Source organism: Streptomyces sp. NPDC047014, assembly GCF_040644195.1.
GTDB lineage: Bacteria > Actinomycetota > Actinomycetes > Streptomycetales > Streptomycetaceae > Streptomyces.
In genome coordinates this window covers 33980-49390 of sequence record NZ_JBEYVX010000013.1, presented here as the reverse complement: position 1 = coordinate 49390, position 15411 = coordinate 33980, and the positions used below count along the sequence as shown (strand labels likewise).

General features: G+C 73.7%; 11 protein-coding genes and 3 riboswitches. Of the genes, 1 reads left to right on the top strand and 10 read right to left on the bottom strand.

From position 1 onward, the window contains the following. Positions 1–35: 35 nt before the first annotated feature. The 9 genes from ABZ873_RS11245 to ABZ873_RS11205 form a co-directional block, all read right to left on the bottom strand. Entirely contained in the window at positions 36–1451 is a 1416-nt protein-coding gene (locus ABZ873_RS11245) for a YcaO-like family protein (RefSeq protein ID WP_360868648.1), read from the bottom strand. Between the two features lie 500 nt (positions 1452–1951). Further along, positions 1952–2803 carry an ABC transporter ATP-binding protein gene (locus ABZ873_RS11240; RefSeq protein WP_360868645.1) on the bottom strand — a complete coding sequence of 284 codons (852 nt, stop codon included), beginning with the start codon at positions 2801–2803 and terminating at the stop codon, positions 1952–1954. Next, positions 2800–3816, bottom strand: coding sequence for an iron ABC transporter permease (locus ABZ873_RS11235; RefSeq protein WP_360868820.1), 1017 nt, complete (start codon positions 3814–3816; stop codon positions 2800–2802). Before ABZ873_RS11235 ends, ABZ873_RS11240 begins: the two co-directional genes overlap by 4 nt. A 68-nt stretch (positions 3817–3884) precedes the next feature. Beyond that, positions 3885–4874 (bottom strand): ABC transporter substrate-binding protein, encoded by a 990-nt coding sequence (locus ABZ873_RS11230; RefSeq protein ID WP_360868642.1) that lies wholly within the window; start codon positions 4872–4874, stop codon positions 3885–3887. A 288-nt stretch (positions 4875–5162) separates the two neighbouring features. Then, positions 5163–6020: an ECF transporter S component gene (locus tag ABZ873_RS11225; protein ID WP_360868639.1), complete on the bottom strand. Its 858-nt coding sequence runs from the start codon at positions 6018–6020 to the stop codon at positions 5163–5165. After that, entirely contained in the window at positions 6017–7687 is a 1671-nt protein-coding gene (locus ABZ873_RS11220; RefSeq protein WP_360868636.1) for an ATP-binding cassette domain-containing protein, read from the bottom strand. Before ABZ873_RS11220 ends, ABZ873_RS11225 begins: the two co-directional genes overlap by 4 nt. Beyond that, positions 7684–8871 carry an energy-coupling factor transporter transmembrane component T gene (locus tag ABZ873_RS11215; RefSeq protein ID WP_360868633.1) on the bottom strand — a complete coding sequence of 396 codons (1188 nt, stop codon included), beginning with the start codon at positions 8869–8871 and terminating at the stop codon, positions 7684–7686. The genes ABZ873_RS11220 and ABZ873_RS11215 overlap by 4 nt, the downstream gene beginning before the upstream one ends. Positions 8872–8875: 4 nt before the next feature. After that, positions 8876–9820 (bottom strand): hypothetical protein, encoded by a 945-nt coding sequence (locus ABZ873_RS11210; RefSeq protein WP_360868630.1) that lies wholly within the window; start codon positions 9818–9820, stop codon positions 8876–8878. Next, on the bottom strand, positions 9817–12579 hold the full coding sequence (locus ABZ873_RS11205; protein WP_360868627.1) for a prenyltransferase/squalene oxidase repeat-containing protein: 2763 nt from the start codon (positions 12577–12579) through the stop codon (positions 9817–9819). Before ABZ873_RS11205 ends, ABZ873_RS11210 begins: the two co-directional genes overlap by 4 nt. A gap of 181 nt (positions 12580–12760) precedes the next feature. After that, positions 12761–12831, bottom strand: a riboswitch (cobalamin riboswitch). Positions 12832–12993: 162 nt separating this feature from the next. Next, positions 12994–13070: riboswitch (cobalamin riboswitch) on the top strand. Positions 13071–13187: 117 nt separating this feature from the next. On the opposite strand from ABZ873_RS11205, the gene ABZ873_RS11200 reads away from it, so the two are divergent. Continuing rightward, positions 13188–14600: a prenyltransferase/squalene oxidase repeat-containing protein gene (locus tag ABZ873_RS11200; RefSeq protein ID WP_360868624.1), complete on the top strand. Its 1413-nt coding sequence runs from the start codon at positions 13188–13190 to the stop codon at positions 14598–14600. 54 nt (positions 14601–14654) lie between these two features. Here ABZ873_RS11200 and ABZ873_RS11195 read toward each other — a convergent pair whose 3' ends face one another. Further along, positions 14655–15149: a DUF4430 domain-containing protein gene (locus ABZ873_RS11195; RefSeq protein ID WP_360868621.1), complete on the bottom strand. Its 495-nt coding sequence runs from the start codon at positions 15147–15149 to the stop codon at positions 14655–14657. Between the two features lie 168 nt (positions 15150–15317). Then, positions 15318–15391, bottom strand: a riboswitch (cobalamin riboswitch). Positions 15392–15411: the final 20 nt, after the last annotated feature.

The following is a 15411-nucleotide window of genomic DNA, read 5'->3' as shown; positions in this document are numbered from 1 at the left end:
CGACGACTCCTTGCGGTGAGTACGGGGGCGGGCGGTCAGGAGAAGGGGAGCGGATCGAGGACCGGTCCGCCGACCGGGGCCGGCCCGCGGTACAGCCGCCGCCCGCCGAGGAAGGGGAAGGCGGCCGGGGCGTTGCAGTACAGCCCCGGCACCAGCACCCGCGCCACATGTACCCCGGCCGCCCGCACCGGCTCGGGCGCCAGGTCCACGGCGACGGCCCGCAGCCCCTGCGCGGCCAGCAGCCGGACGTACCCGGCGAGATCCGGAGCCGGCCCGTCCGCCGCGCACGGCGGCTGCCCGTCCTGCGGCGGCCGGGGGTTCCGGAGCCGGTCCAGGCGGGTGTCGTCCTGCATGCGCGGGTCCAGGTACGCCTGGAGGTGGAGGCGTACGTCGTTGACGTCGTGCCAGTCGCGCCGGAAGGCCGCCCGGTAGGCGCGGTCGGCCCGGTGCGCCCGGTAGGGGCGGCGGTCGACGTGGCCCTGGCGGACCGCGCGCCAGAACCCGCTGTCGGCGTCGAGGAGTTCGAGCGAGGTCTCGTGCGTGCCGATGGCCTCGGTCAGGGCCTTGGCCGCCGCGGCCCCGGCCGTCTCGCGGCAGGCGCTGCCGAAGGCCACGATCCGCCGCGCACGGTCCTCGATGAAGGCGCCGACGACGGTCACGTCCAGCGTGGAGGGGATCCGCAGCAGCGTCACCCGCAGCCCCGAGGCCGCCGCCTCCTCCAGCGCGGCCGCGACCTGGTCCCCGTACGGCGGTTCCAGCGCGGTGGCGGGCGCGCCGCCGAGCCACCACAGGGTGACCGCGTCCCGCTCCAGCACCTCGCGCAGCGCGGCGAGCCGGGCCTCCTCCGGGCTGGGCCCGGCGGCCGTCCCGGCCAGCAGCGGGTAGTGCGTGGGCGGCTGCGTCCGGCGGGCGCCCCGGTGGTAGTTGACGTAGGCGATGGAGGCGGGGACCCAGGTCTCGCGGCCGCTGTCCAGGTCCTGGCCGGCCGTCCAGGCGATCGGCAGCTCACGGGTCATCGGCACGAACGGGAAGCCCCGCTGGGCGTACTGGCCGGGGGAGTAGAGGGCGAAGGTACGCGGATCCACGGCGTCCCGGTGCGTGCCGGACAGCCCGCCGTACGGGGCGATCGGCAGGCCGTCGGGGACCAGGTTGGCGCAGTACCGCTCGACCGCCTCGCCCGTCGCCGCGCGCCGGGCCCGCTCGTGGTCGTGGCCGAGCGCGGCGCCGCCGGTGACCGTGTCCACGGCCGCCGGATCGCGCGCCGGATCGGCCGCGAGGCGGGCGGTGTAGGAGACACAGCTCGGTACGGTCGGCACGCGCGGGCGGTCCAGGGTCACCTGGCGGACCAGGTGCGCGCCGGCGTCCGGCGGAGGCCCGTCGCCCGGTTGCGCGGGGGCCGCCGGTCCCGCCGGTCCCGCCGGTGCGGTCCGGTCGCCGGATGCTGTCGCCAAGGCCCCACGCTCCTCGTTGCGCTCACTGTCTCCGGATACGGCCTGCCCGGACGCGGTGTGCGGTGGGGCGGCGCCGAGGCGTCGTCCCCACCGCACGGTCGCGCCGGCGGACGCTACTCGTCCGTGTCCTCGCCGTCCTCACGCCACTCGAACGGCGCGTCGACGGCGGGGGTGTGTGACTTGAGGCAGCCCGGCTGGGGCTCTTCCGGTTCCGCCCAACCCGCGTGAGCCATGTGCGTCCTCCTCGGAATCGGCACTCCCCGTGCTTCCTGTGCACGAGCAGTGCAGGTGCAGATGACGTGCAATAAGGCTAGGAGCCGGGCGGCGCAACGCTCAACACCCCTCCACCGCAGCGGCGTTGCTTTCGGACAGGCCCCGCCCGGCAGCCGCGTGTGACCGCTGGGCCGGACGGGACGCAGGGGAGGACGGCGCCGGATTTCCGCGCAGCACGAGCCGGCCGGACGGCCGACCGTGCGGCCCCGGCCCTGCCGTCCCGCCCCTCAGTCCGCGTGAACGGCTGGTTCTCCCCCCTCCAGGGCCCCGTGGGCGGGCCGCTCATGGCCGGGTACGACGCTGATGAACGGCCTTCCGCTCCGCGGATGCTCGATGACCTCGGCCTCCACCTCGTACACGTCGGACAGCAGTGGCGCCGTCAGCACCTCCTCGGGCTTCCCGGTGGCGACGACGCGCCCGCCCGCCATGACGCAGATCCGGTCGCAGAAGGCCGCGGCCAGGTTGAGGTCGTGCAGGGCGACCACCGCCGTGACGCCGAGGCGCCGTACGAGCCGCAGGGCGTCGAGCTGATGCCGCAGGTCGAGATGGTTCGTCGGCTCGTCCAGCACCATCGTCCCCGTGCGCTGCGCGAGCGCGCGGGCGATCAGCACCCGCTGCTTCTCGCCGCCCGACAGCCGGTCGAACGGGGCGTGCGCGAGGTCGTCCACATGCAGCTCGGCCAGGGACCGCGTGATGATCTCCCGGTCGTCGGCGTCGTCCCCGGCGAAGGCCCGCTTGTGCGGGGTGCGGCCCATCGCCACCACGTCGTAGACGGTCAGTTCGAAGTCCCCGGAGGTCTCCTGGAGTACGGCGGCCAGGCGCCGGGCGAGCCGCTTCCCCGGCATCCCCCACACGTCCTCGCCGTCGAGCAGCACCCGGCCGGAGGTGGGCCGCAGCGCCCGGTAGAAGGTCCGCAACAGGGTGGACTTGCCCGCCCCGTTGGGCCCGACCAGCCCCAGCACCTCGCCGGGTGCCACACGCAGCGACACCCCGTCGACCAGCGCCCTGCCGTTCACCACGACGCCCACGCCCTCGACGTCGAGCGTCCCGGGTGCGTCGCGTACCGCATCGGAGGTCATCGCGCCGCCTTCCGTCGCATCAGCCACAGGAAGAACGGGCCGCCGACCAGGGCGGTGAGGATGCCGACGGGAATCTCCTCCGGGCTCATGAGGGTACGGGCCGCCAGGTCGGCGGCGATCAGGAAGGCCGCGCCGAGCAGCGCGGCCGCCGGCAGGGCCCGGCGGTGGTCGGCGCCGACGAGCAGGCGCACCACATGCGGCATGATCAGCCCCACGAAGCCGATCTGCCCGCTGACGGCGACGATGGTGCCGATCATCAGGGCCACCAGCGTGAACAGCGCCCCGCGGAACCGGTGCACGTCCAGCCCGAGCGCCGCCGCGGCCTCCTCCCCGGCCAGCAGCAGGTTCAGGGCACGGCACACCCCGAGCAGCACGGCCGTGCCGATCAGCACCGCGCCCACCGGGACCCACACCGTGGTCCAGGTGGTGCCGGCCAGACCGCCCAGCATCCAGCGCAGGGCGGACTGCGTCTTGTGCGGGTCGTTGGAGGTGACGATCAGGAAGCTGGACAGCGCCGACAGCACCTCGGCCATCGCCACACCGGCCAGGACCAGCCGTACCGTCGTCATCCGCCCGCCGGAGCGCGCCAGGAAGTACACCGCGACCAGTGCCGCCAGCGCCCCGCAGAACGCCGCCACCGGCAGGGTGAACAGGCCGAACACCGTCAGGTTCAGCACCAGGACCAGCACCGCCCCGACCGAGGCGCCCGAGGACACCCCCAGCAGCATCGGGTCCGCGAGCGGATTGCGGACCAGGGCCTGGAGGGCCATGCCCGCCACCGACAGGCCCGCCCCGACCACCCCGGCCAGCAGCACGCGGGGCAGCCGCACGTCCACGACGATCGTCTCGCGCACCGGGGTCCACGTCGGCTCAGCGAGGGCCGGGTGCACCCGGTGCAGCAGGATGCTCCACACCTGCTCGGCCGGGACGCTGATCGAGCCCACCGCTATCCCGGCCGTGGTGGCGCCCAGCACCAGGACGGCGAGGAGGGCCAGCACCAGGCCGTACGGGATCCCGGGCCGCCGCGAGCGCGGGGCAGGGCCGGGGCCCGCCTTCTCGGGGGCCCGGGTCTGCACCTCGGTCACCGGACGCGGTCCGGGTGCAGCTGCTTCGCCAGCGACTCCACGGCCGCCGGCATCCGCACACCGAGCACGGTGGAGGACAGCGGCAGGACCGCGAACCGCTGGTCACGGATCGCGGGCACGTCCTTGAGCGCCGGGTGGGCCAGCAGGAACTTCTTCTTGTCCTCGACGGACTGGTCGCCGTAGTCGTAGATGACGATCGCCTCGGGCGCCCGCTGCGCCACCTGCTCGAAGGACACGTCACCGAACGCCTTGTCCAGGTCGGCGAAGAGGTTCACCCCGCCCGCGCGCCGGATCATCTCGTTGCCGATGCCCTTGCCGCCCGCCGTGAAGGCCGTCTTGTCGCCGCTGTCGTACACGAACAGCTTGACCGGCGCGGCACCGTTCAGCTTGCCCTCCACCGCGTCGAGGGTGGCGTGCAGCGTCTTCAGCCGCTCCTCGCCCCGCTCGGGCACGCCGAAGATCTTGGCGAGCGTACGGATCTCCTCGTCCAGGGCGGCGACGGTCACCGGACCGGTGGGGCATTCCTCGGTGTTGAGGTGGGTGTTGATGCCCGCCTTGGTGAAGGCGGCCCGGCTGCGGCCCTCCTTCTCGTCGAAGGTGGAGGTCCATCCGCCGTAGACGAAGTCGGGCTCGGCCGCCAGGAGGGTTTCGAAGGAGGGGTACTCCTTGGAGATGACCTTCACGCCGTCGTAGGCGGCCTGGTACTCGGGGAGGATCTTGTCGTCCAGGTAGCCCGTGCCGATCATCGACTTCTCCACGCCGAGCGAGAGCAGCGCCTCGGTCGCGTGCTGGTTCAGCGAGACGGCGCGCTGCGGCGGGCGCTGGTACGTGGTCCGCACCCCGCAGTTCTCGACCGTGAGCGGAAAGCCCGGGGCGGCGGCGCCCGTCGACGAGGTGGCGGAGGGCGTGTTACCGCCTCCGCAGCCGGATATCAGCACGGCCAGGGCGCATGCGGACAGCATGGATTTCAGGGGGTTGCGGGGCATGGATGGTCCTCTCACCGCAGATGGATCGGTTGGTTCTGCCACCTCGTCGGTGGACTGGGTCGTGCTCGGGCGGTTCGGGCTGTTCGTCCTGCTCGGGCTGCCGCCCGGACCGGTGGGATCCGGCCAGTTCGCTCCCCGTGTCGGCACCGCTGCTGCAAGGTAGAGGCAATTGCCATTTCTTCGCAATTAGAGGGACGGGGCGGGGGAGGGCTCGTAGGGGCGCGCGGGGTCGCGCGCAGGGCGTGCGAGGGCTCGGTGGGAGCCTCGGGGTGGTCCGGACAGGCGCGTTCAGCTGCTCCGGGCGGCCGCGGTGCCCGTCCCCGCCCCCTTCTCCTCCGCCGCCGCGCGGGCGGGGAAGCGTACGGGCGCCTGGAAGCGGGCCTTGCGCGCTGCCCGGCGGAAGACCGTGAGCACGGCCGGCCCCGCCAGGCAGACGCAGAGGAAGTTGGTGACGGCGCGGCCGGTGTCCCAGCCGAGGGAGGTGGCCAGGTCGAAGGCCAGGTAGCGCTGGAACTGCTCGGTGAAGGGCAGGCCGGGGAGGTAGGCGATGGAGCTGTTCGGGTCCAGGGAGAAGGGCCAGAAGGACAGGTTGAGGAGGAAGCCGAAGAGGTAGCCGGAGAGCGAGCCGTACACGGCGAGGAGGCCCACCTCCAGGCGCCCCGAGGCCCGTGGCAGGAAGCCGGCCAGCATGCCCACGAAGGCGCAGCCGAACATCTGGTACGGCATCCAGGGCCCGACCCCGCCCGTGATGAGCGCGGAGGCGAAGAGGGAGGTGCAGCCGAGGGTGAAACCGAAGCCCGGCCCGTAGACCCGGCCCGCCAGGACGAGGATGAAGAACACCGTCTCGATCCCGGCGGTGCCCGCCCCGAGCGGCCGGATCGCGGCGTTGACGGCGGACAGGACCCCCAGCATGGCCAGCGCCTTGGAGTTGATCCCGCCCTCGGCGATCTCGGAGACCACCACGCACAGGACGATCACCAGCAGGACGCCGAAGATCAGCGGCGGCGCGTAGTTCGACCCGAACTTGCCCGGGGCGACGAGGAAGGGCCAGAAGAAGGCGACCACCCCGAGGAAGCCCGCCATGGCGATGACGATCCCGGTGCGGGCGTTGATCCGGATGGCGGTGGCGCGGACGACGGTGCTCATGCGGCGGGATCCCTCCCGTCGGCGGACAGGGCGCCGGTCACCTGGGCGACCGTCAGATAGGGGAGCGGGGCGAGGATCTTCGCGGTCTGCGGTGCGAAGACGGGCGAGGCCACGATGACCTCCGTCGTCGGACCGTCGGCGACGATGTCCCCCTCGGCCATGACCACCACCCGGTCGGCGGCGCGCGCCACGAACTCCACGTCGTGCGTGGAGATCACCACCGCGCGGCCCTCCGCCGCCAGGCCGTCGACGATCCGGACCAGCTCGCTCTTGGCCCGGTAGTCCAGGCCGCGCGTGGGCTCGTCCAGCAGCAGGACACGCGGGGCGGCCGCGAGCTGGATGGCCAGGACCAGGGCCAGCTTCTGGCCCTCGGACAGGTCCCGGGGGTGGGTGGTGTCGGGAATGCCGGGGGCGAGCCGGTCCAGGATGGCGCGCGCCCCCTCGCCGGTGGTCCCCGACTCGGTGTCGGCCTGGTCGAGTTCCTGCTTGACCGATTCGAGGTAGAGGAGGTCGGTGGGGGTCTGCGGGACCAGGCCCACCAGCCTCCGGGCCTCGGCGGCCGACAGCTTCCCGGGATCCGCGGGCTTCTTCGAGGTCGTGTTCCCGTCCCCGTCCCCGCCTCCGCCGACCGCCACCGTGCCGGCCTTGCGCGGCCCGGAACCCTGGAGTGCCCAGAGCAGGGAGGACTTGCCCGAGCCGTTGCGGCCCATCAGCGCGGTGATCTCCCCGCCGTGCAGGCCGAGATCGACCTCCCGTACGGCCGGCACGCCCTGGTACGTCACGGTGATCCCGCGGGCGGTCAGCAGCCGTGGCCGCTCGCCCGCCGGGGCGGGCCGGACCGGCGGGGGAGTGCGGTCGGCCAGCCGGGCCCGCAGGGGTGCGGCCGTGCGGCGGGCGTCCCGGATGGAGAGGGGGAGCGGAGCCCAGCCGGCGGCGCGGCCCAGCTCCACGACGGGCGGCGCGATGGCCGACGTACGGAAGATCTCCGCGGGCGCGCCGGAGACCACGCGGCCGTCGCCCGGGAGGTGGATGACGCGGTCGGCGTACTGGACCACGCGCTCCAGGCGGTGTTCCGCGAGCAGCACGGTCACGCCGAGGTCGTGGACGAGGCGGGTGACCGCGGCCAGCACCTCCTCGGCGGCGGTCGGGTCGAGCGCCGAGGTGGGCTCGTCCAGGACCAGGACGCGCGGGTGGGCGGTCAGGACGGAACCGATGGCCACGCGCTGCTGCTGGCCGCCGGACAGCTCGTGCAGGGCGCGGTGGCGCAGATCGGCGAGGCCGAGGAGGTCGAGGGTCTCCTCCACGCGCTTGCGCATGGTGGCGGGCGGGACGGCCAACTGCTCCATGGCGTAGGCCAGTTCCTCCTCGACGGTGTCGGTGACGAAGCCGTCGAGGGGGTCCTGCCCCACCACGCCCACCACATCGGCGAGTTCGCGGGGCGGGTGCTCGGCGGTGTCGCGGCCGTCGACGGTGACCCTGCCGTACAGGGTGCCGCCGGTGAAATGCGGGACGAGGCCGTTCACGGCGCCGAGGAGGGTGGACTTGCCGACGCCGGTGTGGCCGACGACGAGGCAGAGCTCGCCCTCCTCGACGGTGAGGTCCACGTCCCGCAGGACCGGTTCGGCCGTGTCCTCGTACTGGACGGTGACCTGGTCGAAGGTGATCACTTGGCTTCCTCGGTGCGCGGGGCGGGGACGGCCGGCCGGGCGGGCGGCGCGGGCGGCGGCGCCAGGAAGCCCGCGGCCCCCGCCAGCAGGACGGCCGCGGCGGGTACCGGCGGCAGCGTCGGCCAGCTGAGCGGATAGATGGAGGGGTTCAGCTCGGCGGCGTTGAAACCGACATTGGCGAAGAGCAGTACGGCCGAGAGGACCCCGCAGCCCGCGACGGCCCATTCGGCGAACCGCCAGGGGTCGGGCCGGTAGGTGGTCCGGGTGACCCGGCGGCCACCGAGCCGCAGCCCCGCGAAGCACAGCAGCGCGCCGACGCCCAGGGCGGGCAGGCCCAGCAGCTTCGGGGCGGTCGCGTCGAGCAGCCCGTACGCCCCGGCGCACAGCCCGCACATCCCGAGCAGCATCAGGGCACCCGTGGCCCGGCGGGATGCGCGCGTGGCGGTGCCGGCCCGGCCGTAGCCGCGCGAGTCCATGGCGGCGGCCAGCCGCAGGGAGCGCTCCAGGGCGTCTTCGAGGACGGGCACGACGATGCCGCGCAGGGCGCGCAGCCCCTTGGACCGCCCGGCCCGCAGCCGCTTGGCGCGGTGCACGCGCTGCACGCTCTGCACCAGCTGCGGGGCGACGCTGAGGGAGACGGTCACCGCCACGCCCAGCTCGTAGAGGGCCCCGGGCAGGACGCGCAGGGCGCGCTTGGGGTTGGCGAGGGTGTTGGCGGCGCCGATGCAGCAGAGCATGCAGGCCAGCCGCAGCCCGTCCGTCGCGGCGGAGAGCAGCGCCTCCAGCGAGACGGGTCCGCCGAGCTGGATGCCCGCGTACCAGTCGGGGGTGGGGATGTGCGGCAGGGAGAAGAGGAAGTGGTCGCGGGGGGTGATGCCGGTGGCGAAGACCGCCCGGAACAGCACCCGCAGGGCGACCACGGTGAGGGCCAGATACAGGTAGTACTTGAACCCGCGCGCCCAGGGGGCCTCGGTGCGGCGCATGGTGATGACGTAGCCCAGGACCGCGAGGACGAGGAACAGCAGCAGCGGGTTGTTGGTGCGGCTGACGGCGGTGGCGAGGGCCAGGGCCCAGATCCACCAGGCGACGGGATGCAGAGTACGGGGCAGCCGGCGGCCTCCCGTGTCCGGCGCGGGGCCGGACACGGGAGGCTTCGCCGGGGCCGTGGTGGTGGTGCGCGGCACGCGGCTACTCCGTACGGCGGCGGCGCCTGGCCGCGTACACGGCGGCGGCCCCGATCAGCAGGACGAGCGCCCCGGTGGCGGCGGCGGGCAGGTACGAGCCCGCGTCGTGCTCGGCGTCCGCGGCGGGGGCCGCCTCCACGACCTGGGGCCCGGGGGCGGGAGCCGCGGCCGCGGGGGCGCTGGGCGACGGGGACGGCGGGGCGCTCTCCGTGGGACTGGCGGAAGCCGAGGGGGACGGGCTCTCCGGGGCGGTGGGGCCCGGGCTGGGTTGCGCCGCCGCCGGTGTGGTCGCCGGGGCGGCGGCCGGCGGCGGGTTCTCGGGCCTCGGCCCCGTGTTGACGCTCGGCGGGAGCGGCTTGGCGGTGCGGGTGTCCTGCGGCGCCGGGCCGCCGGTGGGCCGGGTGTTGTGGGCGCGCAGCTGGTCGGGCGTGACGGTGGGCTTGCCCTCGGTGCCCTCGATGTTCGTGCCGCCGAAGATCCACAGGTCGACGCTGCCGGGCTTCGGCTTGTAGAGCATGGCGCCGAGCTGGCTGTACTGCCAGGTGTTCTGGCCGGGGTCGGCGTGCCAGTAGGACCAGTAGGCGGAGGCGGGCGGGGTCAGGACGCAGTCGTCCTGCTGCGGGGTCGGGAACTGCTTGCCGCCCTGGTGGCCGCTGTAGCCGATGCGGCAGATGAAGGCGGGGCCGTCGTGGCCGGTGCCGGTGGTGGCCCAGCCGCCCTGGTTGAGGAGTTCGTAGCCGGTGGTGGGCGTCGTACCGCAGGAGCGGTAGACCGGGCCGCCCCAGCGGCTGAAATCGACCGCGAGGACCACGCCCGAGGAGGTGGTGCACTGGCCCATGGGCTGCGGGGCGGCCCCGGCGGGGGCCGCGGTGGCGGCGGTCGCCGCCAGCGTCAGCCCCAGCGCGGCGGCCGTGCGGGCCAGGGCCCGCAGGACGCGGTGGCGGCTCATGCCTCGCTCCCCGGGGCCGTGCGGCGGCGCCTGGCGGCGCGGGTGAGGCCCCAGCCGCCGAGGGTCAGGGCCAGGGCGGCGGCCGCGAGGGCGCCGGCCTGGGCCCCGGTGGAGGCGAGGGGGCCGCCGCCGGAGGCGGAGGGGGAGCCCGAACCCGAGGCGGAGCCGCCTGCCGAGCCCGATCCGGAGCCGGATCCGGAGCCCGAGCCGCCGCCGGTTTCGCCCGGGGTCACGATGACGGGCGAGCCGTTGCCGCCGGTGGTCCCGCCGTTGCCCCCGTTGCCGCCTCCGCTGGTGCCGGGGATCGGCTCGGGGGTGGTGCCGGTCAGGTCGCGGGCCAGGGTGCCGAAGGAGATGCCGGTGGCGCCGCCGACGGCCTGGGCGGAGGCGCGCAGGTCGGAGCCGGCCTGGCCGTCCTCGGCGACGTTGAACCCGCCGTCGGCGTTCTGCTGGCTCGCCAGGAACTTCCGGGCCCTGGCGATCTGGGCGGCGTACTTGGGCGCGTCGAGGGAGAGCCCCTGGACGGCGAGCGCGGCGGAGTTCACCGAGTTGCCGGAGGCGCCGGGGAAGCCGCCGTCCTCCTTCTGCTGGGTGGCCAGCCAGGCGAGGGCCTTGTCCACGGCCGCCTGGGAGCCGGCGTCGGGGAGGAGGTCCACGGTCATGGCGGCCATGGCGGTGGAGTCCACCTCGGGGCCGCTGGGCTCACCGATCAGGCTGACCCAGGCGCCGGAGGGGGTCTGGAGGCTCTTGAGGTAGGCGACCGGTTCGGCCGCGGCGGCCTTCTCCCCGGCGCGCAGCTGGGCCATGACGCCGAGGGACTGCTTGAAGACGGAGGTGGCGTAGGCGTAGTTGCCCTTGGCCGCGCATTCCTGGGGAGCGGCGGTCTTCGCCTGGCAGGTGATCTTCGCGAGGGCGGCGATCAGGTCCTTGCCGCCGAAGTCGCGGGGGTCCCGGCCCACCGCTTCGGCGAGTACGGCGGTCTTGCCGAGGGAGCCGCCGTTGGCGTACTTGGTGCCGATCAGGGTCCAGTCGTGGATGCCGCGGTTCTGGCCGTCCTTGCCGCCCTTGTCCATGAAGTCGACGATGCGGCGCAGGGCGGCGTTGTCCCCGCCGGTGGCGGCGAGGGAGTAGGCGCCGTCGATGGTCATGCCGTAGTCGGCGAAGCCCTTGCCGCTGTCGTAGAACCGGCCCTGGATCAGCCGGGACGGCGCGGTCAGGTAGGCGACGCCCTTCTTCACGTCCGGCCCCTCGCCCGCCGGGGGCGTGGTGGGCGGTGCGGCGGGCTTGGCGGTCACGGCGGCGAGATCGCTGCCGGCGCCCGCGAGGGTGGCCGTGGCGGTCGGGTACAGCCTCGGCTCGGTGTCCTCCTCGCCGAAGCCGAAGCCGCCCGGCGGGAGCTGGCGCCGGGCGAGCCAGGAGACGCCGGCGTCCGCGAACGTCTCGTCACCGAGGGCGCGCAGGGCCTGCGCGGCCCAGGCGGTGGCGAACGGGCTGCCGGTGGTCTCGTAGAAGACTCCGGGCCAGGCTCCGGTGGGCAGCTGGGCGCGCTTGAGGTGGTTGCGGGCCTTCTGGAGCACCTGCTCGTGGCCGCCGGCCCGTTCCAGGGCCAGGGCGATCAGGCCGGTGGCGCCGGCCTCGCTCTCGCAGTTCGGGGCGCCGGGCCGGATGAGGATGCTGGTGAATCCGCCGTCCTCGCACTGGAGGTGCGTGAGCCGGGACACGGAGTGGGGCGGGGGTGTCATACCGGCGTTGACCAGGGCGATGACGGCCATGGCCTGGGCGTCGGCCTGCCCGGCGGTGCGGAAGTCGCCCTTGGTGTAGCAGCCTTCGACGGTCTCGCCGTCCCCGATGTCGCGGGGGCAGGCGTACTTCACGAGGTCGCCCAGCAGATCGTGCCCGCCGAACGCGCGGGGGTCCTTGCCGGTGGCCTCGGCGACCAGCGCGAGGCGGGAGGCGGCGGTGGCGTCCGGGATGCCGTCCTTCCCGGCCGGGTAGGCGTACGCGTCGGTCTGCGCGGGCGTGGCCAGGAAGTCCGCGATCTTCCGCGCCACCGGGCTCTTGCGGTCGGCCGCCGTGAGGGCGAACACGGCCTCGGTGCTGAGCAGGTGGTTGGGGGTGGTGGAGCCCTCGTCGACGACGCGCTCCCCGTCCGTCAGCGCCCCGGTGACCCAGCGGGTGGCCGCGGCCACGTCCACCCGGCCGGCGGGCACCTTGGGCGGGGCCGTCGGGACGGTCGGGTCGGGCGTGGTGAAGCCGCGGATGTCGTCGGGGGAGAAGGACGGCTTGCCCTTGGTGCCCGCGATGTCGGTGCCGCCGTAGACCCAGGCTTCGACATCGCCCGGCCGCGGCGTGCGGGTCATGGCCCCCTGCTGGCTGTAGGACCACTTCCGCTGCCCGGGGGAGGCCGTCCAGTACGACCAGTAGGCGGTGGCCTGCGGGGTGAGGACGCAGTCCTCCCTGTCCGGCGTGGGGTAGCGCGTACCGGTGCCCTTGCCGATGCGGCAGATGAAGGCGGGGCCGTCGTGGACGGTGCCCTCCATGGTGAATCCGGCCGTCTGCAGCAGCTCGTAGCCGGTGGTGGGCGTGGTGTCGCAGCCCTTCTCCAGCTTGCCGCCGAAGGGGCCGAAGTCGACGGCGACGAGGGCGCCCGTGGTGGCGTTGCACCGCTCGACCGGATCGGCCGCGGCGGGGGCCGCCCCGCCGGCGAAGGCCGTGCCCGCGGCGAAGGTCAGCAGTGCCGCCGAGACGAGCGACAACATCCCTCTGCCGCCGCTGCGTTGCTGTGATTGCTCTGCGGTCCCCACCACGGCCCCTCAATTCGGCCGGGCGGACCAGTGCGTGGCAAAAGGGCTTCCACAGCCCGTGGAGCCCACGGGGGAAGCCGTTCGAACCACGCCGTAGTCCGCGACGGCGTTTCTCGCTGCGAAAAACCAGGCTCCAGGCATTCCGGCTCGCCCGGACGGTGCCGGGCCTACGGTTGCGGGTCAGCGCCGGATTCAGACCGGCTTCCCCTGGAGCTGAGTGCTTATCAGTCGGAGTGGACCACGCGGATAAAGACAGCGTCAAGGTGGTCTGCGTCTCAGGATGACCGGCTCCGCCGCCGCTCCGGCGGGAGCACCCGGGGTGGCTGGCGGACCCCTGATCGCTGAGGTAGCGTCCTGGGCTGCCACATGGGGGAACCTGGTGCGAATCCGGGGCTGACGCGCAGCGGTGTGGGACGGCAGGGGGCCGTCACCGAGCCCGAATGCCCATGCGGCGAGGCACATTTTCAGCCGTACCACGCGTTCGGACGGCCGCCACCGCGCTCCGGGCCGACCGCCCGCACGAGCCGCGGGCAGGCCGGCGTCCCTCATTCCAGGAGCAGGCCATGTCCCGTCCCCGTACCTCCCGCCGCCTCGCGCTCGCGGTGCCCGCCGCGTTCGGCGCCCTCGTGCTCACCGCGCTGCCCGCCGTCGCGACCTCCTCGCCGGCGCAGATCGCCACATCCAAGACGAACGGTGTGACGTATCTCAAGTCCCTCCAGGCCGCCGACGGTTCCTACGCGGGCAGCGGACTGTCCAACGAGTGGGCGTTCACCGCCTTCGCGGCCACCGGTACGGCCGTCGTCGACGTCTACCCCGGCGGTGACACCACGAAGAACGCGCGCACCGTCTACCGCAACCTGCTGTCGACGGCGGGCTGGCCGCAGGCGTCCCCGGTGGTCACGGACTACGAGCGCGGCGCCCTCAACGCGTACGCCGCCGGTATCGACCCGGCCCGGGTCTCGGCCTCCCGCAACCTCATCGCGCACATCTACTCATACTGGCAGACGGCCGAGGCGGGCTACTTCGGGCCGTCCGGGAACTTCAACGGCACGGTCTTCGCGGCCCTTTCGCTGGGCGGCGCCAAGACCCAGGGCGGTGCGAACCGCGTCCCGCAGGCGCTGACCGACACGATGGTCACCCGGATCCGCGCCAACCAGCACGTGGACGGCGGCTGGACCTACCAGAAGGGCGAGGGCAACCCCACCGTCCTGAACTCCGCGAGCGACGTCGACATGACGGGTGCCGCGATGGCCGCCCTGTGCGCGTCCGGCGTCCCGAACACCGACACCGACGTGGTGCAGGCGAAGAACTTCCTCAAGAGCACGCTCGTCTCGGGCAGCGGCGCCTTCAACTCCCTCTACGGGGTCAACACCAGCTCCAACGGCTGGGGCGTGGCCGGGCTCAACGCCTGCGGCTTCAACCCGCAGACCGGCGACTTCCTCACCGGCAGCGGCAAGACCCCGATCGATTTCCTGATCACCAACCAGTACAACCCGGCGGGCGGCTTCAAGTACAAGCCGGCCGACACCACGCCGACCGCCTACGCCTCCATCGACGCGCTGCGCGCCGTCGCGGGCGGCGGCTTCACCAGCGCCCCGCCCGTCCCGGTCACCGCCGGCGCCCCGCAGTGGGTCGCGCAGTCCACCTTCACGGCGGGTACGGCCACCAAGGTGGCGCTGACCGTGGACGACGGCGCGGGCGGCCTCAAGGTCTGCTCGGTTTCCTTCACCCCGACCGGTACGACCACCACCCTCGGCGACGTCCTGAACGCCGCGATCGGCTCGGCCGCCCCGTCCGGGTGCGTCACCAGCGTGACCCCTTCCTCCGGCACCGGGACGATCACGGCGGTCAACGGCAAGGCCAACAGCGGCTCCAGCACCTGGAAGGTCAGCGTCGACGGCTCCGCCTTCGCCGGGGCCGCTCGCAACAAGGTGATCAACGTGGGCGACACCATCGCCCTGCGCTGGGGAGTCTGACCCTCCGCCGCCACCGGCCAGGGGTGCGGGCCCGGCGGCCCGCACCCCGCGCGGCTAGAAGGAGGTCCAGGTGAAGGCGACCTCGTCGCCCGCCTTGATCTTGAACTGGCAGCCGCCGACGGGGGTCGGGGTGCCGTTGACGGAGATGCTCCAGTAGGCGGAGCCGCCGCCGCTCACGTTCTTGATGGTGTCGACGGAGAAGTCCTCGAAGGAGGAGTACCAGGCGCCGTCCCAGGTGAAGCCCTTCTTGTGGGCGGCGTCGTCGAGGGCGGCCGTCGGGGTGGGGACCTTGGACGGGTTGGCTCCGCCGTTGGTGCCGTCGCACTTGTGGGTGCCGCCGGTGGCGGTGGTGACGTCGTGGCCCTTGGTCTTGACCTTGCCCTTGAACAGCAGCCCGCTGGGGCCCTGGACGGTGACGCCGACCTTGACGGCCTTGTTCGTGTCCGGCTTGGCGGCCGCCTCCGCGACGGCGGGAGCACCGGCGAGTGCCAGACCGAGGACGACCGAGGTGATCACGGAGCGGGAGCGGTGGGCGGGTGTCCGGCGCATGGTGTGCCTTCTTCCTGAGAGGGACGACGGGCCTGCACCCACGGTCCCTCCGCCCCGCGCGCCCCTCCCACCGCACGTTTCCCAGGGGAAACGGGCAGGGGACGGCTACCCGGGAGGGGGCTTCGCGCTGCAGACCATGACAGTGAGAAGCGGTACGCATCGCACCCCGGGTACTCCGACTCACGGCGCCCCAGGCCCCGTTCACGGTTGCAGGTCAGCGCCGGATTCCCACCGGCTTCCCCCAGCTGTGCACGCATTCGGT